Genomic DNA, 23,527 nt, shown 5'->3' with positions numbered 1-23,527 from the left:
GTCTTAGGCCGTTCATAAAATCATGATGCAGACAGCCACTGCCATGCTTGCGTTTGCCCTTTGCCTCGTGCATGCGGCCGCCGAGCCGTTGTTTGAAACCACACCCCTCTTCGCGTTCACGCCGAAGAACAAACCAAACTACCGCATACCCTCGATCATCCAGGCTCCGAATGGCGACGTCCTCGTCATCTGCGAGCGGCGCAATGACGGCCCTGGCGATATCGGCAATCACGACATCGTGATGAAGCGCAGCACAGACAAGGGCAGAACCTGGAGCGGTGAAATCACCCTCCTGGATGATGAAAATCGAGTCTGCACGGATCTCACGGTCGGACTGGATCGCCAGACAAAAAAACTCTGGCTCTTCTTCCTGAAGGACAAAAAGCAATACGCATATCTTACCAGCACCGACAACGGCCTGAACTGGCAAGGGCCGGTGGTCATTCATGAACAGGTCATCAAGCCGGAATGGCAGGCCCTCCAAGGGAAGGACGAAGATGAAGAGCCGAGAGGCAATCCCAAAAGCCATGCTGTGCAATGGGAAAAGGGCTGGGTGCAGCGCTATGGCTGCGGGCCGGGCAATGCAATGATCCAGCTCAAGTCCGGCCGGCTGCTCGTTCCGGGGCGGCACCGTGAAGACACGGGAAATGGCCGGCTGCGGAGCTTCGCTCATTGCTTTTTCAGCGACGACCATGGAGCCACCTGGAAGCTTGGCGGGACCATCGGCATTCACACCAGCGAGTGCCAGTTCGTTGAATTGAACAACGGCGATGTCCGCGTGATTTCACGCAACGAAAGCAGCGAAGACTCTCCGGACAATCTGCGCCACCTTACTGCCATCAGCAAAGACGGTGGTGTGACCTGGGGCGGCCTGCACCGTCTGGAGGAACTCATCACGCCGCGCTGTCATGGCGCGGTGGAGCGGTATGATGCGAACACGCTGCTTTTCTCCAGTCCAGCCTCGCCGTTTCGTCAGAAGGAGCATCCTTATGGCCGCTACAATCTCACCATCCGCCTCAGCCGCGATGAAGGGGAAACATGGAGCGCCGGCAGAACCATCTGGCCGCATCCAGGCTCTTATTCGGACATCGTCGTGCTGGATGACAAAACCATTGGCTTCATTTATGAGCGCGCAGACAAAGGCAGCACGCACTACTGGGATGAGTTGCATTTTGCCCGTTTTAATCTGGAATGGATCACGAACGGCAAAGCACTCCAACCATGATGCATCGTCTCCTCTCACTCCTGCTTCTCGTCAGCACCGCGCGTGCTGGAGAGCCCGTCCATCGCGAAGTGGTCGTCTATGGTGGGACGCCTGCGGGAATCATGGCCGCCATCGCCGCCGCACGGCAGGGGAGGGAAGTGGCTCTGGTGGAGATGAATGCGCACGTGGGCGGCATGGTCAGCGGCGGCCTTGTGGCCACGGACATGGGAGACCGCGCAACCGTGGGCGGCCTGGCGGATGATTTTTTCAAACGCATCGTCAAATATTACACCGATAAATACGGCGCGGATTCCAAAGAACTCAAAGCTGCGCGCAACGGTGCCACCTTCGAACCGCATGTGGCGGAGATCATCTTCGAGCAGATGATTGCCGAGCAGCCGCGCATCAAGGTGTGGAAAAAACATCGTTACAAGGCAGCGCAGATCGATGCAGATCGCTCGCGGGCTGGCAATCGTGTCACCGCGCTGATCGTCGATGATCTGGCCGCGAATACCACGCTCACCTTCACTGGCGATGTCTTCATTGATGCCAGCTACGAGGGCGATCTGATGGCCGGGGCCAAGGTGCCATATCGCATCGGGCGGGAAGGGCGCAGTGAGTACGGCGAGCAGCTGGCCGGAGTGAGCATGGGCCCCAAGGAACAGATCGGCAAGGGCGACCACCGCACGCAGTCCTACAACTACCGGGTCTCCATCACTTCAAACACCGCGAACCGCGTGCTGTTCCCCAAGCCCGAGCACTACGATCCCACGCCGTTCATGCTGACTGATGGCAAACGCATCAAGGAAGGCAGGGCCACGGGTTTCGGCAATTTTTTCACCACGATCGACAAAGCCCACCCCGGTGCCAAGTATGATGCCAACTGGGGTGACTCTGCGGGCAACAGCGAGGGCTATGCGGAGGGCAGCTGGGAAACGCGCGAGCGCATCGCTGCACGCATCCGCGATGGCTTCATGAGCCGCCTTTATTACTTTCAAAATGACCCTGAACTCCCGGAGGCTTTCCGCAACGAAGCCCGCACGTGGGGGCTGCCGAAGGATGAATTCACCGACAACGGCCACTGGCCTTTCCAGCTCTATGTGCGCGAAGGCCGCCGCATGCTCGGCGCGTATGTGTTGCGGGAGAACGATCTTACGCAGGACCGCTGGAAGCCCGATGGCATCGCCACTGGCAGCTATGGCATCGACTGCCATGTGGTGCAGTACCTGCGTGAAAATGGCAGGCTGGTCCCCGAGCACACGCGTCACGTGGCGGTGAACAATTATGACATCCCATATCGCAGCATCGTGCCGCCCGATGTTGAAAATCTCCTTGTGCCTGTGTGTGCCTCTGCCACGCACGTGGCTTATTGCTCGCTGCGCATGGAGCCCGTTTATATGATGCTTGGGCAGGCCGCCGGAACTGCCGCAGGCATTGCGCTGGCGGACAAAGAACCCGTGCAGAAGGTGGATGCGAAAAAGCTGCGCGAAAGGCTCATTCAGCAGGGAGCGGTGCTGGATGCAGGGTATCAGCCACAGCTCAAACTGACCTGGACTCCTGCACATCCGAAGCCTGGGGAGCGAGTGATCTTCAAAGCCATTCCCAGCGGCCTCAATAAGGATGCTCTGACAAAGATCCAGTGGGACTTCAGCGGCAATGGCATGGTGGCCGCCGAGGGGGAGCGCGTGGTTCATGCGTTCAACCTTGAAAAGAAGCATGAGGTCGGCCTGCTCGTGACCGATGCGTTGGGGCGTCGTCGCCTGCTCAGCGCTGAAGTGCCTGTCGGCATTGCCGAACCGCTGGACGTAACGCTGGATGATTTTGAAGGGGATCTTGCCGGGCGCTGGAACGGCACCTTTCCCGACTACATCGCCGGCCTGCCGCTGCGCTGCTCGGATGTCTTCTACGGTCCCGGCATCCATCGAGATCAAGTCGTGCGGGGCAAGGTCGCGGCTGCCCGCGGCCATTTTCAACCCACGCTGCCACGCGAAGGGCGCTATCAGGTCTGCCTGGCCTTCCGGCCGTCGAAAACCCAGGCAACCAATACGCCGGTGACGATCAGGCACGCGGACGGCATTGCCAGGCTCTCCGTGAATCAGCGCGAGGAGACCACGCCCTTCAACTGGGTGCCGCTGGGCGAATTTAACTTCAAAGCAGGCACGTCCGCCTTTCTCGAACTTCGCAATGCCGATACTGATGGCCGCATCGCCGTGGATGGCGTGCGGTGGATCTGGCTCGGAGAAGCCCAGTCTAAAAAACAGCCATGAAAATGCCGCCTTGGTTAGTTTCTTTGATTCTGCTAGTGCCGCTGATGGTGCAGGCGCAGGAGGTTGGACTGCACCGCATCAGCCCGCGGACCCCGCAGGATTTGCAGGCGGTGCTGCAGTTCAAAGGACAGCATCTGCCCTTCGTCAGCGCGCATCGTGGCGGGCCTGCCAAAGGCTTTCCGGAGAACTGCATCGCCACTTTCCTGCACACGCTGCAGCATACCTTCTCGATGCTGGAGATCGATCCGCGCCGCAGCAAGGACGGCGCTGTCGTCTTGCTGCACGATCCCACTTTGGAGCGGACCACCACAGGGACCGGGCGTGTGACGGATTTCTCCCTGGTCGAACTCAGGCAGCTGCGCCTGAAAGACACAGAGGGGAATGCCACACCCCACCAGATGCCGACGCTGGACGAAGTCATCGAATGGGCGCGCGGTAAAACCGTCCTGGTGCTCGATCAAAAAGATGTGAGCGCCATTGAGCGTGCGGAGATCGTCGCACGCCACAAAGCCGAGGCTTATGTGATGCTGATTGTCTCCAGTTTCAAAGACGCGGCCGCGGTCCATCAACTCAATCCGAATATCGTGATGGAAGTGATGATTCCCACCGTGGCGAAGGCCAGAGAGTTTGACCAGCTTGGCATCCCCTGGCGGAATGTGATCGCTTTCGTCGGGCACACGCCGCCTGAGGATGTGGCTCTTTATGATTTTATTCATGGCAAAGGAGCCTGCTGCATGGCGGGCACCTCGCGCCACCTCGATCTCAAAGTGCTCCGGGGAGAAGTCGCCGAGATCAGCGAGCTTGAGCAGGGCTACCGCAGCTTTCTCAGCCTCGGTGCTGACATCTTCGAAACCGATATTCCGGTGCTTCTTGGCCCCATGCTCCACAGCGACGTGACTGCACTGAAACAGCCATTTTTTGAACTGAAGTAATCTCCATGAAGCATCTCATTTTCGCCCTGCTGACACTGACCGCATCCTTTCCAGGCTATGCCGAAGAATTCGCCATGCCCGTCCGGGGCCTTTGTGCGCATCGCGGCGCCATGAGCACGCATCCTGAGAATACGCTGCCTGCGTTGGAAGAGGCTGTGCGGCTCGGTGCGCACATGATCGAGTTTGACATCCAGTTCACGAAAGACGGCGCGCTCGTTCTCATGCACGACAGCACGGTTGACCGCACCACGAATGGCAAAGGCAGGGTGTCTGACCTCACGCTCGCAGAGATCAAGGCGCTGGACGCAGGTGCAAAACTGGACGCCCGCTTTGCTGGCACACGCATTCCCACCTTTGAAGAAGCACTGGCGGTGTTTCCTAAAAACGTCTGGCTCAACTGCCACCTCAAAGGGGGCGGCGCACTGGGTGAGGCCTGTGCCAAAGTCATCGCCCGGACAGGGCGCATGCATCAAGCTTTCCTCGCCGCCACCGCAGATGCTGCGAAGGCGGCGCGTGCCGCGGTGCCGGACATTCTCATCTGCAACATGGAGCGGCAGGGCGAGTCCATGGTTTATGCCCGGGAGACCATCGCCATGAAGGCTCAGTTCATCCAGCTGCTCGGCAAAGGCGAAGTTCCCGCCGATGCAGTAAAGTTGCTTAATGCGGCCGGAGTGCGCGTGAACTATTACCACGATGAAACGCCCGAGGGACTGCGCCGCCAGTGGAATGCCGGGGTGAATTTTCCGCTCGTGAATGATCTCGCCAGGGCCCTGCCTGTGGCGCAGGAGCTGGGCATCACGCCTTTGGATCAGCAGCCATGAGACCGCACCTGGCTCTATTCTTTTTGTTCAGCCTGCCTGCCTTTGCCGCAGAGCTGGTAACGTCGGATGTTTGCATCTATGGTGGCACATCGGGTGGTGTGATCGCGGCAGTTGAATCAGCGCGTCTTGGCAAAAAGACGGTGCTCATTGAGTCCACACAGCGCCTCGGCGGCATGAGCAGCGGCGGCCTTGGCATGACGGACAACGGCTCCACGGAAACGATCGGCGGTTTGTCACGGGAGTTTTATCAGCGCGTGTATCAGTTCTATCGGAAGCCCGAAAACTGGCGCTTTCAGAAGCGGGAGGATTACCTGGGCTGGCTGCCGAAAATCTGGGGCGTTGACGGCCCGCGCATGGAGGAGATCCAGGCGCAGTTTCTCTTTGAGCCGCGTGCTGCCAAGGCCGTGTTTGATGACATGGTGCGCGAGGCTGGCGTGCAGGTCGTCCTGGGGGAGCGCCTCGATCTGAAAAACGGCGTGCAAAAAGAAGGAGCAAAGATCAAAAGCATCCGCATGGAGAGCGGGCGTGAATTTGCCGCCACAGTCTTCATCGACGCGAGCTACGAAGGCGACCTCATGGCGAAGGCAGCCGTGCGCTACATCGTCGGACGCGAAGCGAACGCCCAGTATGCCGAGACTCTGAACGGCACCTTTCCTTTCACGCCGGCTCCCTTTCCGAAAATCAGTCCCTACGTCCTTGCAGGAGATCCATCCAGCGGTCTGCTGCCACGCGTTGAGGCGAAACCACCCGCACCCAAAGGCAGCGCAGACCACCGGGTGCAGGCCTACAACTTTCGCGTTTGTCTTACCGATGTCGAAGAAAACCGCGTGCCTGTTGAGAAGCCCGCCAGTTACAACCCGCTCGACTACGAACTTCTCGCCAGGCACATCGCCAGCATGAAAAATGTGAAGCCGGGTCCGCGCAAGCATGCGGCCGTGGGGCTGCGTGGCAATGGCGGCGATCTCGGCATCAATTTTGAACTCGTGCCCAATCGCAAAACCGACTCCAACTGCGGCAGTGAGTTTGGCACCGACATGTTCGGTGCCAGCTACGGGTGGCCGGAGGGCGATCACGCCACGCGCGACAGGCTTTTCCAACTGCACAAAAACTACACGCTCGGCCTGCTGTGGTTTCTTGGGCATGATGAGCGTCTGCCCATCGAAGTGCGCAATGAAATGCTGCGCTGGGGTTTGCCCAAGGATGAGTTTGCCGACACGGGCCATTTTCCGCATCAGATCTATGTACGCGAGGCGCGGCGCATGATCAGCGACTATGTTATCACGGAACACGATGCCAAAGGCGGGCCGCATGCCGAGGATGGCGTGGCGCTGGCGTCCTATCCGCTCGATTCCCATGGCGTCACGCTGTATGTGGACGAAGCGGGTGTGCTGCACCGCGAGCGCGGCTTCTTTGTGGGAGGTTTCTCTGCATTTCCCATCAGCTACCGTTCTCTGCGGCCAAAGGGGGCTGAATGCGACAATCTGCTCGTGGTGAGCTGCCTGTCTTGCTCCCATGCTGCTTATGGCTCCGTGCGCATGGAGCCTGTGTTCATGATGGTGGGCCATGCAGCCGGTGCTGCGGCCAGCCTTGCGGTGGATCAAAAGCTCGCGGTGCAAAGTGTGCCCTATGCTGCGCTGCGCGAGCGTCTGCTGGCGGAGAAGCAGATCCTCGAAGGCAAGGCCAAAGCCGCGAGCCAGCCCGCCGCAGCCGTACCGCCCAATGAGCAGTCCCTGGGCGATGTCAAAACACTCGTGGACATGAAGATCATCGATGCGGGAGACTACTGGACAGCGCATGCGCGAAAAGGACAGAGCTGCGACGGCGCACAGGTGGCGGTTCTTCTAGTCAAGATGGCGCAGCGTTTCGATGCTTCTGTACAAGACAGGGATGCGGCCCTGAAGGTGCTCATGAAGCGCAAGGTCCTGGCTTCCGAGGCTTACTGGAGCGAGCGCGCCACTGCCGGGCGCACCTGCGGCGGAGACAATGTGCGTGCCATCATGCGGAACTTTGTCCGGCTGGCCTCCAAATAGTGGTCAGATGGCTTGACCAGCAACAACGGCTCCTGCGGTCCGTCTTGAGTGCATGTTTGCAACCATGAAGGCACTCGTGCTGCTGCTCCTTGTTTCGGCGTCTCTCCATGCACTTGAGCCTCTCCCTCTGATGGAGACGGTGACGGTCAATGGCATCGATTTGAGTGCCAAGTCGCCACCCAAGGGCTTGGTGCTCGATCCGGAAACGGGCCTGCTCCTGAGCTCCTTGATGAAAGGGCAGGTGGTGCATCGCACTCAGACACGAATTCTCGAAACACGCGCCACCATCACTCCCAAGGGCGACTACCTGCTGATGTTTCCTGAGGGGGATCATTATGCGAAGAGCAAGGGCGAGAAGATCAACTCCATGATGGTCTGCCGCTCCGCCGATCATGGCAAAACTTGGAGCGCTCCCGCCGTGGCCTATGACATCCCCTACGGCCAGCATGGTTTCATTCCGCTGATCCCCCGCGGCACCCGGCGCATTTATGCATTTGGAACTCAGCCTGTCCCTGGCAAATGGACCTGGGAAAATGGACAGCGTGAAAATGCGCCCATCGGCTGGCGCACTTCCGATGACGACGGTCACACCTGGTCCGAGGTGAATCTCCTTTCGCCGGTGAACGATCCCAACTTCAAAGGCATGTCCGTCATGCGCATGACGGAGACCGACGCTGGCACCTGGCTCCTTGGCTCGCACCTCGCCGACTGGTCGGTAAAGCCTTTCACCACTCAGCAGTATCTCCTGCGCAGCGAGGATCAGGGCAGGACTTGGACGGTGCTTCCAGGGGCACGCCCGAATGGTTGGATCGCGGAAGGATTCGATCGGATGGATGAAGGCCGTCCGCTGAATCTCGGCGGCGGCCGCGTGCTCTTCATGTCACGCACGCCGCAGGGACATCTCTTCACCGCCTGGAGCCGGGATGACGGCAAAACGTGGACACAACCCGCACCGAGCACCCTCGTGCATCCTGATGCGCCGCCGATGCTGTTCCCGATGTCAGACGGCAAAACGCTCGTGGCCTTTCACCACAACAAAGTTCCCGTCACCGGGAATGGCGAGCTGAGCGACAAAGCCGAGCTCATGAAGATGCGCAGCGAAGTCTGGGCTTCCCTCTCCACGGATGAAGGCCACACGTGGAGCGAGCCGCGCTTCGTGCTCGCGAATGCGGTTGCGCCCGTGCATGCGGTCTCAGGGTTCAACTCGCAGTGCTCCTACCTGGACGCCTTTACCGAGAATGGCGTCATGCACCTCTTCATGCCGCACCGCTGGCAGCAGGTGCTGCACCTGACGATTCCTGAAGATTCGTTCGGGAAGCTGCCCACCAAGGCCCAGCTCGGCAAATTGGCGGCGGCTGCCAAACCTCCCATTTACACCGCACAGCTGACACGGGGAATGAAACCTGCGCGGCGGGTGGTCTATAAGAAAGTTGGCGACCTGGAATTGCATCTAGAATTCTTCAATCCTGCGGGATTGAAGCCGGGCGACAAACGAGCCTGCTTTGCTGCCATTCATGGCGGCGGCTGGACGAGCGGCTCTCCCGGCTCCATGTACGCTTTTACGAATCATTGCGCCAGGCTCGGCATGGTGGCCGTCAGTGTGGAATACCGGCTCTACAAGGCGAAGACAGCGGTGACGGTGTTTGAGTGTGTGAAGGATGCGCGGGCGGCGCTGCGCTACCTGCGTGCTCATGCGGCGGAGCTGGGGATTGATCCGCACAAGATCATTGCCAACGGGGCTTCCGCGGGCGGCCATCTGGCTGCGGCTACGGCGATGTTTGATGGCGTGGATCATGCGGATGAAAATCTTGATGTCTCGTGCCATCCCGACGCGCTGGTGCTGTTTTCGCCGGTGATTGACACCTCGCTGGAAGGCTATGGCAATGCGAAAATCGGCGAGCGCTGGCAGGAGCTCTCTCCGGCACATCAGGTGCATGCAGGCCTGCCTCCCACGCTGTTGTTTCATGGCACGGGCGATGCCACGACTCCCTTCAAAGGTGCGCAGATTTTTGCCGAGGCGATGCACAAGGCCGGCAACCGGATCGAGCTTGTGGCACCGAAAGACGCGATCCACACCTACATGTTCAAAGATGCGGCCCTGTATGCCGAGACGCTCAAAAAGATGGACGCGTTTTTCAAGGACATGGGCATGAATTGAAGCAGGCTTTGCTGGCGTTGCCTCCCGCTGCCGCCATGCCCAGTTCGACAGAGCGGGATGGAGGCTGCACTAGCGCAGGTAGATGAACTCGTTGCTCATCATGAGCGCCTGGCAGAGGAGGGCCCAGGCCTGCCGCTCACGCTTGGTGGAGTCCTGCTGGCTGGAGTTGAGGGCGGCATCCGTGGCGGTCAGGTAGTTTTTCGCACGGCGGATTTCTTCGGCAGTGGCCTCCCTGGCGAAGGCGAGGCGATAGGCCGCGCGCAGCCGGGCTTCCTTGTCTGCCGAGAGTTTGAAGAGGCGGGCGGTGAATGCTTCAGCGGCGTCTTCTGCGAGGTCACTGTTCATCAGCAAGAGGGCCTGAGGAGAGACGACGGTGCTGTTGCGCAGGCCGGTGCTGGTGGAGGGATCCGGGTAGTCGAACTGCTGGAAGAGATCGTACAGATTGTTGCGAATGATCGGCATGTAGAGCGCACGCCGTGTGCTGCCATAGCTCGTGAAGTCCTTGGAGGTATGATTGAAGACAAATTCGCGGTTGCGCCGCGGAATGGTTTTCCCGCCGATGGTGTTGTCGAGGCTGCCTGCGACATTGAGGAGAGCATCACGGATTTCTTCCGCTTCAAGACGTCTCACAGGGAAGTGGTTCAGCAGGCGGTTTTCAGGATCGCTCAGCGCAGCTGCGGCAGGCGCCTCGGAGCTTTGCTGGTAGGTGCGCGAACTCATGATCAGGCGGTGCATGTCCTTGAGGCTCCATCCGTTGCTGGTGAACCAGTGTGCGAGCCAGTCCAGCAGTTCAGGATGGGAAGGTTTCTGGCCCAGGAGGCCGAAGTTGTCCGTGGAGGAGACTATGCCCTGCGCGAAATGCCAGGACCAGACGCGGTTGGCAATGACACGCGAGGTGAGCGGATGTTCCGGACTGGCGAGCCAGCGTGCGAGCTCAAGACGGCCGCTCTGACGCGCGGGGAACTGAGGCTTGGTTTTGAGAGATGCCTGCGCCACCTGGATGAAGCCGCGTGCCACGGGTTTGCCCAGGGAAAGATGACTGCCCCGGATGTGGATGGGCAGTTCGTTGAGAATCTTCGGCGCTTCGGAAACAGCGAGGGTGGTGGGAAGGTCGGGGAGATTGCTCTCCGTGGTCATCATGGTGTCCTTGAGGCTGCGCACCTTTTCCGCCACGTCCTTCGGGAAGAGAATGATGGGTTCGGGCGGCAGGGCGAGGAAGCCTGCGGGTGCGTCCAGAGCTGCACGTGCCTGATGCAAAAGGGAGTCTTCGTTTGCATCTGCGGTCTCCGCTTTTCCTTTTGCCCTGGCTTTGGCTTTGGGCACAGGAGCAATTTTTTCTGCAGCCGCAAAGATGGCCGTGTAGTAATCGCGCAGGGGGGAGGCATCGGCGCGTTTTTCCACGGCGTCCTGCCAGGGCCTGAACAAGGGCAGGTTTTCATTTGCGGCGAGGTAGACGCGGCAGTTCAGCAGCACGTGGGCGCGCAGGCCATGGGCTTTGGCAACGGGCTGCACCTGGCTCATCACGGGTGTTTCTGGCAGCGCGGCGGCGGCCATAAGGTAGTCCACGGCATGCTCGCGCACTTCTTTGCGCAGTTCGGCTATGGCAGCGGCTTCAGCCTTGGAAACGGCGGCACGCTGATCTTTGAGGATTCGTTCGGAAGATTTGACTGCGGCGAAGTCTTCGAGAGATCCCATCGGGGCTTCATACGCCGTGCTCAGCGCGCCGATGCGGTCCACGCTGAAGCTCTGCGTGCTCTTGAAGATGGCGGCCAGCGCGTAGTAGTCGTCCTGCGGAATGGGATCAAATTTGTGATCATGGCAGCGCACGCAGCCGAGCGTCAGTCCCATGAAGGCCCGGCCCATCACGTCGATCTGCTCATCCACCACGTCCATGGTGAGCTTTTCCTTGTCCGGCTCCGCGAGGACCTTGGCGCCGAGATTCAGAAAAGCGGTGGCGGTCACGTGCTCCTTGCGCGTGGCGAGGTCTTTCGCATCGAGCAAGTCACCGGCGATCTGCTCTGTGATAAACTGGTCGAAAGGCTTGTCCGCATTGATGGCCTGCACCACGTAATCGCGGTAACGCCAGGCTGTTCCCAAGGCGATGTTTTCATCCAGGCCGTTCGAGTCGGAGTAGCGTGCCACGTCCAGCCAGTGCCGGCCCCATTTCTCCCCATACTGCGGCGAGCGCAGCAGGCGGTCCACCACCTTGGCAAAGGCGTCCGGCGAATTGTCTGCGAGAAAGGCGTCCACCTCCTGCAGGCTGGGCGGCAGGCCGGTGAGGTCAAAGGTGGCGCGGCGTATGAGGGTGCGTTTGTCCGTCGGTGCCGCGAAGGTGAGCCCCTTTTCGGCCAGCTTGGTCGTGATGAAGGCGTCGATGGGATTGTTCGCATTCACCTTCGGCACTTCGGGTGGCACGATGGGACGGAAGGCCCAGTGCTTCGCGCCCTCTCTGAGATCGATAATGCGCGGCGCGCTGGGCTTGCCGGAAATGACGGCATCGCGCGGATCTGGCGCACCCATTTTGATCCACTCCTCCAGCGCCTTCACCTCGGCGGCGGGCATGGCGCCCTTGGGCGGCATTTGCAGATCCTGATTCTGGTAGCGGACGGATTCAATGATGTGGCTCTTGTCGGGATTGCCCGCGACGAGGGCGGGGCCGCTGTCGCCCCCTTTGAGAATGGCATCCCGCGAGTCGATGAGCAGGCCCCCCTTGCTCTTGCCCGCCTCGACGGAGTGGCACTCGTAGCAGCGCTTGACCAAAATGGGGCGGATGGTCTTCTCAAAGAATGCGATCCTGGCATCGTTCGCAGGCGCGCCGGCCACGGCACTGCTGGCGAGCAGCGTAAAGGCGAGAGCGATGGAAAAAGAGGGCTTCATAGGACAGCAAAAGTACGGCCAGAAAGCGGCCCTTCTTGCCGAAGGTGCGCCCCCGGCTAGGCTGAGGCATGTCTCCCGTCCTTCAAACCCTGGCCGAACTCGTCCGTATCAACAGTGTGAACAGTTCCTATGAAGGCGGGCCGGGTGAGGCGGCGGCGGCGGCGTATGTGCGGCAGTTCTTTGAGCAGCGTGGCATTGAAACCTTGGAGCAGGAGGTGTTTCCGGGGCGCAACAATGTCATCGCCCGAGTGCCAGGGCGCGATTCCTCAAGGCGCATCGTGTTTGAGGCCCACATGGACACCGTTTCCATCAAGGGGATGACGATTGATCCTTTTGATCCTGTGGTGAGTGATGGAAAAATGCACGGCCGTGGCTCGGTGGACGACAAGGCGGGGCTGGCCGCCATGATGCATGCCGTGGCAGACATTCACGCCAGCGGCGAGCCGCCTCCCTGTGAAATCTGGCTTGCTGCGGTGGTGGACGAGGAGTTTTCCTTCCGCGGGGTCGTCAAACTCTGCGAAGGACTGAAGGCGGACGCCGCCGTGGTGGCGGAGCCGACAGAGTTTAAATGCGTGATTGCCAGCAAGGGCGTGCTGCGCTGGCGCATTCGCACGAAGGGGAAGGCGGCGCACAGCTCCAAGCCGCACCTCGGCATCAATGCCATCACCGCGATCTCGCGCGTGGTTCTGGCACTGAATGAGGACCATGAGCGCATGCAGCATACGAGGCACCCGCTGCTGGGGCCGGGCACCTGCAATGTGGGCGTGATCCATGGGGGGGTGCAGGTAAACTTTGTGCCGGACGAGGCGGTGATCGAGATCGACCGCCGCCTGCTGCCCGGCGAGGAGGTGCCTCAGGTGCTGGCGCGTTATCAGGTGCTGCTGGATGCACTCATGAAGCAGCACCCGGACGTGCTGGCGGAGATGGACGAGCCGATGCTGCAGGACTGGCCGTTCCAGACGGACGCGAGTGCGCCGATCGTCAAGCTGGCGCGTGAGGTGCTGCGCGAAATGGAGCGCGATGACGAAGTGTGCGGCGTGCCCTTTGGAAGCGATGCGAGCAAGTTCTCACGCATGGGCATCCCAACGATTTTGTTTGGCCCGGGGAGCATCGACCAGGCGCATGCCGCGGTGGAGTACGTGGAATGCGCGGAGGTGGAAAAAGCGCTGGCGGTTTACACGGAGATCGCGCGGCGGTTTGTGTGAGGGGGCGAGATATGGAGATATTCATTGCGGTTCTCCGGGCAAATATGGTTTGCTATTGGGGTGCAAGTTGTGAGAGAAATGCCTCTCTCCGTTCAGCTCGTGCTTAGTGATCTAAACCAATAGAGTCATGAAAGTTGCGCCAATCCTTTTAATCGTGCTGGTCTTCACGGTGAATTCGTGGGCTGCAGACAGATCGAAGGATCTGGCCTCAGAGCTTGCGGCTGCCTGGGAGTCCGTGACTGTCACCATGATGATTGATCAGGGGTGCGTGGCTCCGATGTGGCGCGGAGTTCGCGTTCGGTCGGACAAAGGTGTATTGACTGTCTCTACATGGAATGATCGTGGCAAAGGTGGTCCCAATGACAAGACTGAGGGGCCTGTGCAGTCTGCGACCTCTTTCACGAGAGAAAAGTTCTGTGCAGCCATCTTGAAGCATTACCAGGCTGCGGTTGCGTCGGAAGATATTCAAGAGCACCTGGCGTCTCTTTCCACGCAGGAGGAGCGGGAAAAGGAGATGTCCCGAATTTTTAAGACGATGGGGCATCCCATCGGTGGTTTTGGCGCCATAGGTATCGACATCCGTATTGTCCGGGATGGGCGCGTGATTCATTTTTCGGACAGCTATGGGGAGACCGGTGCAGACGCTTTCGGGCTGTGGCTCGACGAAATCATCTCTCCGGCAAAGTAAGGTTTAGCGGTTCGGTTTTTGCCGGAGGGATGTCTCTTTAGCTGGTTTCCGCCATCCGGGGCAAGTCATAAGCCGCTCTCACTTGGGTGGAGACTATTCTCAGGCTGTCAGGCGACCGGGTGTTTGCGTGAGCGTTGATCGACGGACAAGAGTGTCCATCGTACTTCACGAAAATGACTTCCGCAGATGGCTGGGCAGGATACCAAGGGCTTCGCGGTATTTCGCCACCGTGCGGCGTGCCACCTTGATGCCCTGGCCATCCAGCAGCTTGGCGAGCTTGTCGTCGCTGAGGGGCTTGTGCTTGGGCTCGTTTTTGATGAGGTCGGCAATGGCGTTTTTGACGCTGGTGTTGCTCAAGTCATCGCCGGACTCGGTCTTCACGCCGTGGGAGAAAAAGAACTTCATGTCGAACACGCCATGCGGAGTGGCGATGTATTTGCCGGCGATGGCGCGGCTCACGGTCGTCTCATGCACGCCTACTTCATCGGCCACGGTGGCCATGTTCAGCGGGCGGAGGAAATTGGTGCCCTTTTCCAAAAACTCGCGCTGGTATTTTAGGATCTGCGTGGCGATGCGATGGATCGTCTGCTGGCGCTGATGGATGGAGCGGATGAGGAACTTGCCGCTGCGGATCTTGTCCCGCACATAGTTGCGCACTTCACCGTTGTTTCCGGGCTGGCTGAGCAGGTCCTTGTACGTGTTGCTGATGCGCAGGTGTGGCAGATCATCATTGGTCATCACCGCCACCCAGTCGCGGCCTTGACGCTCCACGACGACATCTGGAGTGACGTAGTTGTTGGACGAGACCGCGAAGCGCTGCGCAGGCCGGGGATCGAGCGTGCTGATGAAGTCGGCGGCACGTGAGATCTGCTCGAGCGGCACACCGAGCTTGCGGGCCAGGATGGGATATCGCTTGTTGGCGAGGTCGTCGATGTATTGATCCACCAGACGCCAGGCGAGGCTCTGTTTCTTGCCCAGGCGATCCAGCTGCACCAGCAGGCACTCGCGCAGGTCTTCCGAACCCACGCCTACGGGATCAAAGCTCTGCAGCAGTTTTTTGGCGCTGATGAGGACGTCGATGGGAATGCCGTGCTGAAGGCTCAGATCGTCGATGCGCGTGTTGAGAAATCCGCGGTCGTCCAGATTTCCAATGAGGAACTCCACATGCGGGGCCAGGCTCTCTTTCGCGTCCGAGGTGTGAAGCTGGGACAGCAGATGCTCCTGCAGCGTGGTGGGCGCCACGATGGAGTCCATGAGAAACTGCCAGCGCTCCTGGTCATCGCTGCGGTGGGTGGCGGTCTGCTGCCGGCTTTGCTGCCAGTATTCCCGCCACTCGTCGTCCATCTGGGTCAGGGCGTCGATGTCGCTGTCATCCACGCTGCGGTCGTCCGGATCGTCGGGAATGGCGTCCTGAATGGAAGTTTCAGGTGCTTCGAGCTCCAGCACGGGATTGATCTCGATTTCCTGCTGAATGATCTGCCTCAACTCTAGCGTGGGGGCCTGCAGAATCTGCAAACTCTGTTGCATCTGCGGCCCGATGGCGAGCTTTTGAGTCTGTAACTGCTGGAGTCCGTGGTCGGCCATGAATGGTTGGAGGACAGCCAAGCGCTGCCCCAATGTCTACGCAAGCAAACATCGGGCCAGCGGCTCGTTTATTTTGAATTTCGGCAAAAGAAGCCCTGCTGGCATAAAAGCAGAAATCCCGGGAGTTCCGGGATTTCTGATGGGACCTTGGGATGTCTTAAGTTTATCTCAAGGCACCTCGAAAACCTTTTGGGTGGTGGGGTCCAGCGCCAGCGAGCCGCTTTCGAGTCCGGTGATGTCCAGCTCCTTGTAGGGCGGGTAAGGGCTGATCACGCGCCCGGGCTTGGACGTTTTCTTGCCTTTCAAGAAGGAGCCGGAGGAGCCGCTGGAAGACGAGGTGGTGGCTGGAAAGTCCTTGGAAGTCGTCTCAGAGCGCCGAGTGGTCGTCGAGGGCGGGGGAGGGGTGTTCTGAGGCGTTTCTTTTTTCGGGGTCACCGGAGCCGGTGGCTTGCTGGTGGTCTTGGTGGGGGGAGGCGAGTCATCCACATTCACCTTGGGCGGAAGGTAGGTGCGCTTGCTGCTGCTGCTGGAAGATTTGGTGGACGCAGGAGGCGTGCTTTTGGTGCGGGACGATGTGGACGGCTGCTGAGGAGGCATCGTCGACTGCTGCTGCTGTTGCTGCGGGGGATAGCTGTAGCGTGGCTGGTTCTGCGACTGGGGCTGCTGCTGTGGCGGATACTGGTAGCCGGGCTGTTGCTGCGGCGGCTGTGTGTAGCCTGGGGGAAGCTGCTGAGGGTAGGCAGGTGCGGACTGCTGCGGATAAGCAGGCGCCTGCGGGTAGTTGTAGTTTGGCGCTCCCTGCTGGCGCGGGCTGGCATCCAGGCTGTAGCCACCCTGGCCATAACCACCCTGCGGTGGATAATCGTACCCCGTGGGGTCTTTCCCATAAAACAGGCGGCGCACCATCTCGCTCATGCGCTGACCAAATTTGGGCAGAAACTGGATCGGGTTCTCATACTGAGAAGGCGGCTGCGGATAGGCATAACCCTGCGGCTGCTGCTGGGCGTAGGGATTGGCAGGCTGGGCGTAGGGCTGCTGCGGATAGCCACCCTGAGGCTGCGGATAGTAGCGCTGCTGCTGCGCCGTGGCCGTCGAAGCCAGCACGGTGACAGCACAGAAGCCCAATCCGATGGAGCTGACCAGCCCTCTGTGAGTGGATCGATTGTTCATAGTAGTTAATAGTTCTTATATTCGAGGCAACTTCAAGCCCCATTTGTGGCTTTGCGCCTTCCGAAATGACATCGCAGCTGGATAGACGAATGCGGCTGAAGTTTGTTCAGCCGCATCGCCAAAATGCCTCGGAAAAGATTGAACGTTACGCGGGCTTACTCCGCGAGACGGGCGTCGATGTCCTTATCCAGCCAGGCCCACATGGAGGCCAGGCCGTCGGACACCTTGGTCTTGGCGGCAGAGAGTTCCTCGGCGCTTAGAGTCTTGCCCGCGGCGGGGACGCTGCGGCCAAACATGTAGTACTTGATCTTCGGCTCGGTGCCGGAGGGGCGTACCGCAAAGCTGCGGCCATCGGCCAAATCCACGAAGAGCATTTTTTCCTTCAGGACGACATCGCCTTCTTCGTCCTTGATCTCATCCTTGCGGAAGTCGCGAACGTTGACCACGGCGGAGCCATCCACCTCCTTCGGCGGATTGCTGCCGTAGCTGTCTGCCAGCTTGGCGATCTGCGCGGCACCGGTGGCTCCTTCAAAGACCTTGCTTTCATTGCGCTCCAGGAAGTAACCGACCTCGCAGTACACCTGGTCCAGCAAACCGGCCACGGTGAGGCCCAGGCTGGCGGCGTAGGCGGCGAGTTCGGCAAACATGACCACGGCACCGTTGCCATCTTTGTCGCGGCTGAAGTCATCGCCCATGTAGCCGTAGCTTTCTTCTCCGCCGAAGATCAGGAACTTGCTGTGCTTCAGGCGTGCATTGCGGCTCTCCACATTGTTGAGGTCGCGGTAGCGGGCCTGGATGTCCGCAGGCAGCGCGGCCTCGTATTTGGCCAGCTTGGAGCTGATCCACTTGAAACCGGTGAGCGTGTTCACGCAGCCCACGCCAAACTTTGCGGCGATGGCGTCCTGCAACGGGCTCGTGACAAAGGTCTTCAGCAGCACGGCGCGGCTCTTGTTTTCAGGGGTGAGGATGCCGAGTTCAAACATCGTCTTCGTACGATACCAGGCCATGAGGGAGCCCACCTGATTGCCGGTCAGCAGCACCATCTCGCCCTTGGAATTCCGCACGCCCACGCCCATGCGGTCGCAGTCCGGATCGGTGCCGATGATGATGTCCGCGCCTTCCTTGTTGGCCAGATCCACCGCCATTTTCAGGGCGGAGGCGTTCTCCGGATTCGGCGACTTCACAGTGGGGAAACGACCGTCCCGCACGTCCTGCTCGGGCACGGTGAGGAAATTGAAGCCGAGCTTTTTCAGCAGCACGGGCACGAGTACGCCACCGGTGCCATGCAGCGCGGTGAAGACAATTTTGAGTTTCTTAGCCTCCTCTTTTTGCAGCAGCTCGGGCTGCAGCATCATCGTTTCCACACGGGCCAGATATTTCTGGTCCATGTCGTCTCCGAGGGTGGTGATCTTGCCGCGCTGGGCCTCGGGCAGTGCTTCGTAGTCTTCTCCCTTGATGGCGTTCACCTCCTTGATGATTCCGGTGGCATGCGGCTCCACGATGCCGGCACCGTCATTGAAGTTCACCTTGTAGCCGTTGTCATGCGGCGGGTTGTGGGAGGCAGTCAGCATCACGCCCGCGTCCGCGCGGAGCTGGCGCACGGCAAAGGACATCTCCGGCGTGGCACGGCAATAGTCAAAAAGGTACACGTTTGCGCCGTGGTCCGTGGCGATCTTGGCGCAGAACTTGGCGAACTCCGAAGAGAAATGCCGCGTGTCATGCGCAAAGACGATGCTCGGCTTGCCGGAGAGCTTGGCATTGGCACGATAGTTTTTGATGTACGTCACCAGCCCGCGGGTGGCGCGGCTCACGTTGTAAAAGTTCATCGCATTCGTGCCCACGCAGGGGTGCTCCGGGCGCTGGTCCTCGGGGGCGCTGCCGCGTTCGGCCTTGGTCACATTGCGGCCCACCGTGCGTCCGCGCAGGCCGCCAGTGCCAAATTTCAGCGCCTGGAAGAAGCGGTCGTTCAGCTCATCCCACTGGCCGGCGGTGGCCAGTTCCTCAATGCTGGCGCGGTACAGCGGGCTGTCGCTGGCGGCGAGCAGAGCGCGGATATTGTCATGGCTGGCGGCGAGGAGCTGCCCGGAGGCGGCGGCGGCTTGGAGTTGGTCGGCAAGGGACATAGATGAAATATCAATCTGAACCGGACCTTTAAGGAATCAAACGGCAAAGCGCTCAGTGGCGGGTGAGGCTAGCTTTATTCCCCCCTCGGAGCGCGGCTCTCCGAAGCCGCAGCACCTCCGCAAGCAAGAACCTGCTCCGCCTCGGTTTTGGTCTCGCAACAACACGCCCCGATACGGCCGGACATGCTTGCGTCAAACGTCCAGGAGAAAGCCCACGTCATGCGCACACGACCTGCTGCGGGCGCGGTGGCCCGCGTGCCCGAGGCACTGGGAGTGCTTTACAAACGCACACACAGAATTGCACTCGCCAAAACCAAAGCCTCTCTCTAAACTCGTCCTCGTTCCCAGCCAACGCACACACACAACCCTCTCACCTCCTCTACGATCATGGGCCTGATGGATTACCTCAAAGGACAGTTTCTGGAAATCATCCAGTGGAATGACGACTCGCGCGACACGCTCTCCTGGCGCTTTCCGGACGAGGACAAAGAAATCAAGCGCGGGGCGCAGCTCATCGTGCGCGAGTCCCAGGTGGCGCAGTTTGTTTACCTCGGCGAATTCGGCGACACCTTCGGCCCCGGCAAGCACACGCTGAACACGGAGAACATCCCCATCCTCTCCACGCTCAAAGGCTGGAAGTACGGCTTTGAGTCTCCTTTCAAGGCGGACGTCTATTATGTCACCACCCGCCTCTTCACGGGGAACAAATGGGGCACCAGCAATCCCATCATGATGCGCGATGCGGACTTTGGCATCGTCCGCGTGCGCGCCTTTGGCACCTTTGATTTCAAAATCTCCGAGCCCAAGCTTTTCCTCAAGGAAGTCGCAGGCACGGACAACCAGTTCCGCCTGGATGAATTTGCCGACACGATGCGCAGCCGCATCGTCAGCGTGTTCACCGATGCGCTCGCCTCCGCCAAGGTGCCTGTGCTTGACCTCGCCACCCGCTACTCCGAGCTCGGCGAAGCGCTGCTCCCCATTATCAATCCCACCACCCAGGGCAAGTACGGAATCGAGATCACCAGTTTCATCCTGGAAAACGCCAGCGTGCCGCCGGAAGTCGAGGCCGCCATCGACAAACGCAGCAGCATGAGCGCCATCGGCAATCTCAACGACTACGTTAAGTTTCAGATGGCCGAAGGCATGGCCAAAGGCGGCGGCGGCCCGGCCGGATCTGCCGCGGAGATCGCCATGGGTTTTGGCATGGCGCAAAACATGATGGCCCAGGGCGTCTTCAATCCCAATCAAGGCACCACGCCTCCCCCGCTGCCCGGCGCCTCCGCCCCGCCGCCCGTGCCCGGAGCGGCTGCTTCCCCAGACATCCTCACCCCCGCGCAAGTGGCGCAGACCCTCGGTGTCGCTGAGGCAGACGTCCTTGCCAGCATCGAAGCCGGCGACATCAAAGCCAAGAAGATCGGCACGCAGTACCGCATCACCAAAGCGGCGCTGGATGAGTTTCTCGCGAAGTAACCGAGCGGGCCCATGACCCCTCGTGTGAAATGCCGAAAGTGCTCCGCGATGATTTTGGAAATCACCGCGAGCACCAACGGTGGTTTCTGCGGTTCGTGTGCAAAAACGCGGGGGATGCGCTATCGCGTTAAGCTGATAGCCAGCATCTTCCACTTTATGGGCGGCCTGTTGGTCTTGCCGTTCCTGCTTTTGTATTTTGAAGTCCAGAGAGTTTGGAGATGCTGGCGATTCCCGTTCGACCGTCCCGCCTTGCTTGCTGCGATTCGGGCTGTGCACACGGACGCTGGCATAGCTCAGTGCTATCTGGATGGCGTGGTGAGTGGTTACTGGGATTCGTTACCTGAGATGCAGATGTTTGCACGAAATCAGCCAAGGCAGTTTGGAGCACAAGACGGAGGGCGCCTGCGACGAGGTGAGATTACTGTTTCGGAAATACCTACGCACCGTGGCCGCATGGTGTTTTTGACGAAGATGCCAAACGTTCGCTATGGCGGGCGCTGAGCGCTAATTTCAACCTGCCATTCATTTGCATGCTGCGCTTGCAATGTCCATTTGCATGGGCTTCGACAAGTTCCGTGTTCGAACCACCCACCCTGCACCATGAGCGAAACCATTTTCATGTTTGATGCCGAAGACCCGGAGATGCAAAAAGCGTACCGGTCTGCACGGGAGACCTTTCGTTACTTCTGGAGGGAGCTGGCGTGGGAGCAGCGGCGCATCGTGCCCGGTCTGGACATGGCCATGGTGAAGGTGCCGTTCACAGACGGCCCCAGGACGGACGGTAACTCGGAGCATGAGCACATGTGGGTGGGCGACGTCATGTTTGATGGAGACTCCATTACCGGGACGCTCTTGAATGCTCCCAAATGGCTGACTTCTGTTCGAAAGGGGCAGGCGGTGAGCGTTCCTTTCTCCAGCATCACGGACTGGATGATGACGGCTGGTGGCCGAGCCTACGGCGGGCATACGGTCAATCTCATGCGAGCGAGGATGGATCGCAGCGCACGTGCACAGCATGATCAGGCCTGGGGCCTGGACTTTGGCGATCCTTCCGACATTCAGATCGAAATTCACCGGCAGCCAAAAGCAAAAAAGGGCCTGTTTGCCGGATTGTTTGGCAAAGCTTCTCCGCAGGCATCTGCGTCGTTTAGCGACCATCCGATGTGCGTGAACATGCTTCCCAAAGTGGAGGCCCAGTTGAAGGCCGATCCAAGCCTGGCCAGTTTCATCGATGACCAAGGATGGACCATGCTCCACCATGAGGCTCTGGCCGGGAACCTGGGCATTGTAACCCTCCTCTTACGTTACGGAGCCGATCCCGCCGCACGCACCCCATCCGGATACACGGCTGCAGAGCTGGCCAAAAAGGTGGGCTGGTCAGAGGTGGCGGATTCAATTCCTTGAGTCAGGCGTGAGGGACGCAGCCACGCCTTGAGACAATTCCGGAACAGTTACACAGAAACGAAAGTGGTGCCCGATCAAATCGGGCACCACTTCTCACCACCTTGGTGAGAGCACAGCGACTTATTACCAGCGGAGACGCTCACGCAGGGTCGGCTCATGGTGATGAGTCAGGCCCAGCAGCGCACCCAGAGTGAGGCCGAGGGCGAATGCTCCAAGGACGCTCGGAACTGGGTTTTCACGCACGTATTTTTTCGACTGGTCCAGGGTTTCTTCGGCACGTGCGGCGGCGCTCTTGTAGAGGTCTTCGGCACGGTGGGCGGCGGAGTGGTAGACATCCTCCGCGCGGCTCGCGGCCGTGGAGTAGAGTTCCTTCGCGGCCTGCCCGGCGTGCTGCGCGGCATCTTTGACGGCGGCATAACCGTGCTGGGTGGCGTCCTTGGCTGCGGCAAGGCCGTTTTGTGCCGCATCCTTGGCTGCGGCGAGCCCGTTCTGAGCGGCGGCAGCCGTGTGCTGGGCCAGATCCTTGGCGGCGTAGCCGGCCTGCTGGGCAGCGTCACGGGCGTTTCCGGCAGCCTCTTGAGCGAGGTCTTTGGCGGCTTGGGAATGCTTGTCGTAGGCGAGTGTGCTGATGTCAGTGCTCATGGTTTATGGTGTTGTTCGTGCAGTCATCGTTTCTGGTGCATGCCGTGAGCGTCTCAAAGTGTCCCGTCAGTCTTGACCTGATGCTGCGATCAGGGCCAGCCGGGGGCCCGGATGGGCCACCGAAATGAGGTGTTAGTGGCTTGGGCGGGGCTTGGTTTCCAGTTTCCCGCCCCATCGGCAAGGGGAGGAAACTGGAAACCACGCAACTGCGCCGCCTCACGACAAACTTCCTCCGCGCGCTGGTTGACCGTGGTTGGAGATGGGGTGAAGAACGGCGGGCAGCCATGGTTCTGCCAACATCCCCGCCGCGCCTTTTGATGAAAAGTACTCCATCGATTTCAGATGCCGAACGCCAGATGCTGGATCGGCGAGAGATCATGGTCTCAGGAATGATCGACGATGAGAACGCCAGTGTCTCCATCTCCAAGCTGCTGTTCCTGCAAATGCGGGATTCGAAGGCTCCGGTCACGCTCTTCATCAACTCACCCGGCGGGCAGGTGACGGCATGCCTGGCGATCCACGACACGATCGAGTTTCTGGAAGCGCCAGTGCACACGCACGGACTCTCGCTGGTCAGCGGTTGTGCCCTGTGGCTGCTCGCCGCTGGAGAGCCCGGGCATCGCAGCATTCAGCCTGACTCCTGGCTGGCCATCGAGCCGACTCAATTCGGCAGTCTTGAGGGTGAAACAGCGGAGCATGCGAGAAAACTCAATGCCAGGCTGGCAATCCTGCTCGCCTCCAAAACGGTGTTGTCCGAGAGGGAGGTGAACTCCGCTTTGCTCCATGGCCGCTCTTTTACTGTGGCAGAGGCCGTGGAATTCTCTCTGGCAGACAAAGTTTCTGACAGGCCTCTTTGAAGAGAGCATGCGGTCCCGCAAGTTTTGACCGGTTTCCAACGGCGTGTGCTTTGGGTGGAAACCGTGGAAACTGGAAACCGGGCCTGCGAGCACCT

The 23,527-nt window shown here is 59.9% G+C and carries 17 protein-coding genes; 12 read left to right on the top strand and 5 right to left on the bottom strand.

The annotated features are described in order from the left end of the window. The first annotated feature begins 22 nt into the window (after window positions 1-22). The 6 genes from ACILSO_RS18030 (at window position 23) to ACILSO_RS18005 (ending at window position 9,412) form a co-directional block, all read left to right on the top strand. Window positions 23-1,225 carry an exo-alpha-sialidase gene (locus ACILSO_RS18030; protein ID WP_395738836.1) on the top strand — a complete coding sequence of 401 codons (1,203 nt, stop codon included), beginning with the start codon at window positions 23-25 and terminating at the stop codon, window positions 1,223-1,225. Beyond that, window positions 1,222-3,471, top strand: a complete 2,250-nt coding sequence (locus ACILSO_RS18025; protein ID WP_395738835.1) for an FAD-dependent oxidoreductase — start codon at window positions 1,222-1,224, stop codon at window positions 3,469-3,471. Before ACILSO_RS18030 ends, ACILSO_RS18025 begins: the two co-directional genes overlap by 4 nt. Further along, the gene (locus ACILSO_RS18020; RefSeq protein WP_395738834.1) at window positions 3,468-4,403 is read left to right on the top strand and encodes a glycerophosphodiester phosphodiesterase family protein; all 936 of its coding nucleotides are present in this window, start codon (window positions 3,468-3,470) and stop codon (window positions 4,401-4,403) included. The genes ACILSO_RS18025 and ACILSO_RS18020 overlap by 4 nt, the downstream gene beginning before the upstream one ends. A gap of 5 nt (window positions 4,404-4,408) precedes the next feature. Next, complete coding sequence (locus ACILSO_RS18015) at window positions 4,409-5,224, top strand: glycerophosphodiester phosphodiesterase (RefSeq protein WP_395738833.1); 816 nt, start codon at window positions 4,409-4,411, stop codon at window positions 5,222-5,224. Further along, complete coding sequence (locus ACILSO_RS18010) at window positions 5,221-7,254, top strand: FAD-dependent oxidoreductase (protein WP_395738832.1); 2,034 nt, start codon at window positions 5,221-5,223, stop codon at window positions 7,252-7,254. Before ACILSO_RS18015 ends, ACILSO_RS18010 begins: the two co-directional genes overlap by 4 nt. Window positions 7,255-7,318: 64 nt before the next feature. Continuing rightward, a complete protein-coding gene (locus ACILSO_RS18005) occupies window positions 7,319-9,412 on the top strand; it encodes an exo-alpha-sialidase (protein ID WP_395738831.1) in 2,094 nt (697 codons plus the stop codon). Window positions 9,413-9,481: 69 nt separating this feature from the next. Here ACILSO_RS18005 and ACILSO_RS18000 read toward each other — a convergent pair whose 3' ends face one another. Beyond that, window positions 9,482-12,289, bottom strand: a complete 2,808-nt coding sequence (locus ACILSO_RS18000) for a PSD1 and planctomycete cytochrome C domain-containing protein (protein WP_395738830.1) — start codon at window positions 12,287-12,289, stop codon at window positions 9,482-9,484. 68 nt (window positions 12,290-12,357) lie between these two features. Here ACILSO_RS18000 and ACILSO_RS17995 point away from each other — a divergent pair, with 68 nt between their 5' ends. Together ACILSO_RS17995 and ACILSO_RS17990 are read left to right on the top strand one after the other, a co-directional pair. Continuing rightward, complete coding sequence (locus ACILSO_RS17995; RefSeq protein WP_395738829.1) at window positions 12,358-13,494, top strand: M20 family metallopeptidase; 1,137 nt, start codon at window positions 12,358-12,360, stop codon at window positions 13,492-13,494. Window positions 13,495-13,621: 127 nt separating this feature from the next. Beyond that, entirely contained in the window at window positions 13,622-14,182 is a 561-nt protein-coding gene (locus ACILSO_RS17990) for a hypothetical protein (protein ID WP_395738828.1), read from the top strand. 165 nt (window positions 14,183-14,347) lie between these two features. On the opposite strand, the gene rpoN is transcribed toward ACILSO_RS17990, so the two are convergent. From rpoN to ACILSO_RS17975, 3 genes are all read right to left on the bottom strand, one after another. Beyond that, window positions 14,348-15,766, bottom strand: coding sequence for an RNA polymerase factor sigma-54 (rpoN, locus tag ACILSO_RS17985; RefSeq protein ID WP_395738827.1), 1,419 nt, complete (start codon window positions 15,764-15,766; stop codon window positions 14,348-14,350). 168 nt (window positions 15,767-15,934) lie between these two features. Further along, window positions 15,935-16,936: a hypothetical protein gene (locus ACILSO_RS17980; protein WP_395738826.1), complete on the bottom strand. Its 1,002-nt coding sequence runs from the start codon at window positions 16,934-16,936 to the stop codon at window positions 15,935-15,937. Between the two features lie 155 nt (window positions 16,937-17,091). Next, window positions 17,092-19,059, bottom strand: coding sequence for a phospho-sugar mutase (locus ACILSO_RS17975; protein WP_395738825.1), 1,968 nt, complete (start codon window positions 19,057-19,059; stop codon window positions 17,092-17,094). Window positions 19,060-19,446: 387 nt separating this feature from the next. On the opposite strand from ACILSO_RS17975, the gene ACILSO_RS17970 reads away from it, so the two are divergent. From ACILSO_RS17970 to ACILSO_RS17960, 3 genes are all read left to right on the top strand, one after another. Further along, window positions 19,447-20,529 carry an SPFH domain-containing protein gene (locus ACILSO_RS17970; RefSeq protein ID WP_395738824.1) on the top strand — a complete coding sequence of 361 codons (1,083 nt, stop codon included), beginning with the start codon at window positions 19,447-19,449 and terminating at the stop codon, window positions 20,527-20,529. A gap of 48 nt (window positions 20,530-20,577) precedes the next feature. Next, the gene (locus tag ACILSO_RS17965; RefSeq protein ID WP_395738823.1) at window positions 20,578-21,030 is read left to right on the top strand and encodes a hypothetical protein; all 453 of its coding nucleotides are present in this window, start codon (window positions 20,578-20,580) and stop codon (window positions 21,028-21,030) included. Window positions 21,031-21,129: 99 nt separating this feature from the next. Beyond that, window positions 21,130-21,933: a DUF2314 domain-containing protein gene (locus ACILSO_RS17960; RefSeq protein ID WP_395738822.1), complete on the top strand. Its 804-nt coding sequence runs from the start codon at window positions 21,130-21,132 to the stop codon at window positions 21,931-21,933. Between the two features lie 123 nt (window positions 21,934-22,056). On the opposite strand, the gene ACILSO_RS17955 is transcribed toward ACILSO_RS17960, so the two are convergent. Further along, entirely contained in the window at window positions 22,057-22,575 is a 519-nt protein-coding gene (locus tag ACILSO_RS17955; protein ID WP_395738821.1) for a hypothetical protein, read from the bottom strand. Window positions 22,576-22,892: 317 nt separating this feature from the next. Between ACILSO_RS17955 and ACILSO_RS17950 the strand changes: the two genes are divergently transcribed. Next, window positions 22,893-23,432 (top strand): ATP-dependent Clp protease proteolytic subunit, encoded by a 540-nt coding sequence (locus ACILSO_RS17950; RefSeq protein ID WP_395738820.1) that lies wholly within the window; start codon window positions 22,893-22,895, stop codon window positions 23,430-23,432. Window positions 23,433-23,527: the final 95 nt, after the last annotated feature.

The organism is Prosthecobacter sp. (assembly GCF_044226605.1).
Lineage (GTDB): Bacteria > Verrucomicrobiota > Verrucomicrobiia > Verrucomicrobiales > Verrucomicrobiaceae > Prosthecobacter.
This window is presented reverse-complemented; position numbering and strand designations above follow the sequence as displayed.

Bases quoted from the DNA above. Each gene is read 5' to 3' on its own strand.
- ACILSO_RS18030 (WP_395738836.1), top strand. From the start codon at position 23: ATGATGCAGACAGCCACTGCCATGCTTGCGTTTGCCCTTTGCCTCGTG.
- ACILSO_RS18025 (WP_395738835.1), top strand. From the start codon at position 1,222: ATGATGCATCGTCTCCTCTCACTCCTGCTTCTCGTCAGCACCGCGCGT.
- ACILSO_RS18020 (WP_395738834.1), top strand. From the start codon at position 3,468: ATGAAAATGCCGCCTTGGTTAGTTTCTTTGATTCTGCTAGTGCCGCTG.
- ACILSO_RS18015 (WP_395738833.1), top strand. From the start codon at position 4,409: ATGAAGCATCTCATTTTCGCCCTGCTGACACTGACCGCATCCTTTCCA.
- ACILSO_RS18010 (WP_395738832.1), top strand. From the start codon at position 5,221: ATGAGACCGCACCTGGCTCTATTCTTTTTGTTCAGCCTGCCTGCCTTT.
- ACILSO_RS18005 (WP_395738831.1), top strand. From the start codon at position 7,319: ATGAAGGCACTCGTGCTGCTGCTCCTTGTTTCGGCGTCTCTCCATGCA.
- ACILSO_RS18000 (WP_395738830.1), bottom strand. From the start codon at position 12,289: ATGAAGCCCTCTTTTTCCATCGCTCTCGCCTTTACGCTGCTCGCCAGC.
- ACILSO_RS17995 (WP_395738829.1), top strand. From the start codon at position 12,358: ATGTCTCCCGTCCTTCAAACCCTGGCCGAACTCGTCCGTATCAACAGT.
- ACILSO_RS17990 (WP_395738828.1), top strand. From the start codon at position 13,622: ATGAAAGTTGCGCCAATCCTTTTAATCGTGCTGGTCTTCACGGTGAAT.
- rpoN (WP_395738827.1), bottom strand. From the start codon at position 15,766: ATGGCCGACCACGGACTCCAGCAGTTACAGACTCAAAAGCTCGCCATC.
- ACILSO_RS17980 (WP_395738826.1), bottom strand. From the start codon at position 16,936: ATGAACAATCGATCCACTCACAGAGGGCTGGTCAGCTCCATCGGATTG.
- ACILSO_RS17975 (WP_395738825.1), bottom strand. From the start codon at position 19,059: ATGTCCCTTGCCGACCAACTCCAAGCCGCCGCCGCCTCCGGGCAGCTC.
- ACILSO_RS17970 (WP_395738824.1), top strand. From the start codon at position 19,447: ATGGGCCTGATGGATTACCTCAAAGGACAGTTTCTGGAAATCATCCAG.
- ACILSO_RS17965 (WP_395738823.1), top strand. From the start codon at position 20,578: ATGATTTTGGAAATCACCGCGAGCACCAACGGTGGTTTCTGCGGTTCG.
- ACILSO_RS17960 (WP_395738822.1), top strand. From the start codon at position 21,130: ATGAGCGAAACCATTTTCATGTTTGATGCCGAAGACCCGGAGATGCAA.
- ACILSO_RS17955 (WP_395738821.1), bottom strand. From the start codon at position 22,575: ATGAGCACTGACATCAGCACACTCGCCTACGACAAGCATTCCCAAGCC.
- ACILSO_RS17950 (WP_395738820.1), top strand. From the start codon at position 22,893: ATGAAAAGTACTCCATCGATTTCAGATGCCGAACGCCAGATGCTGGAT.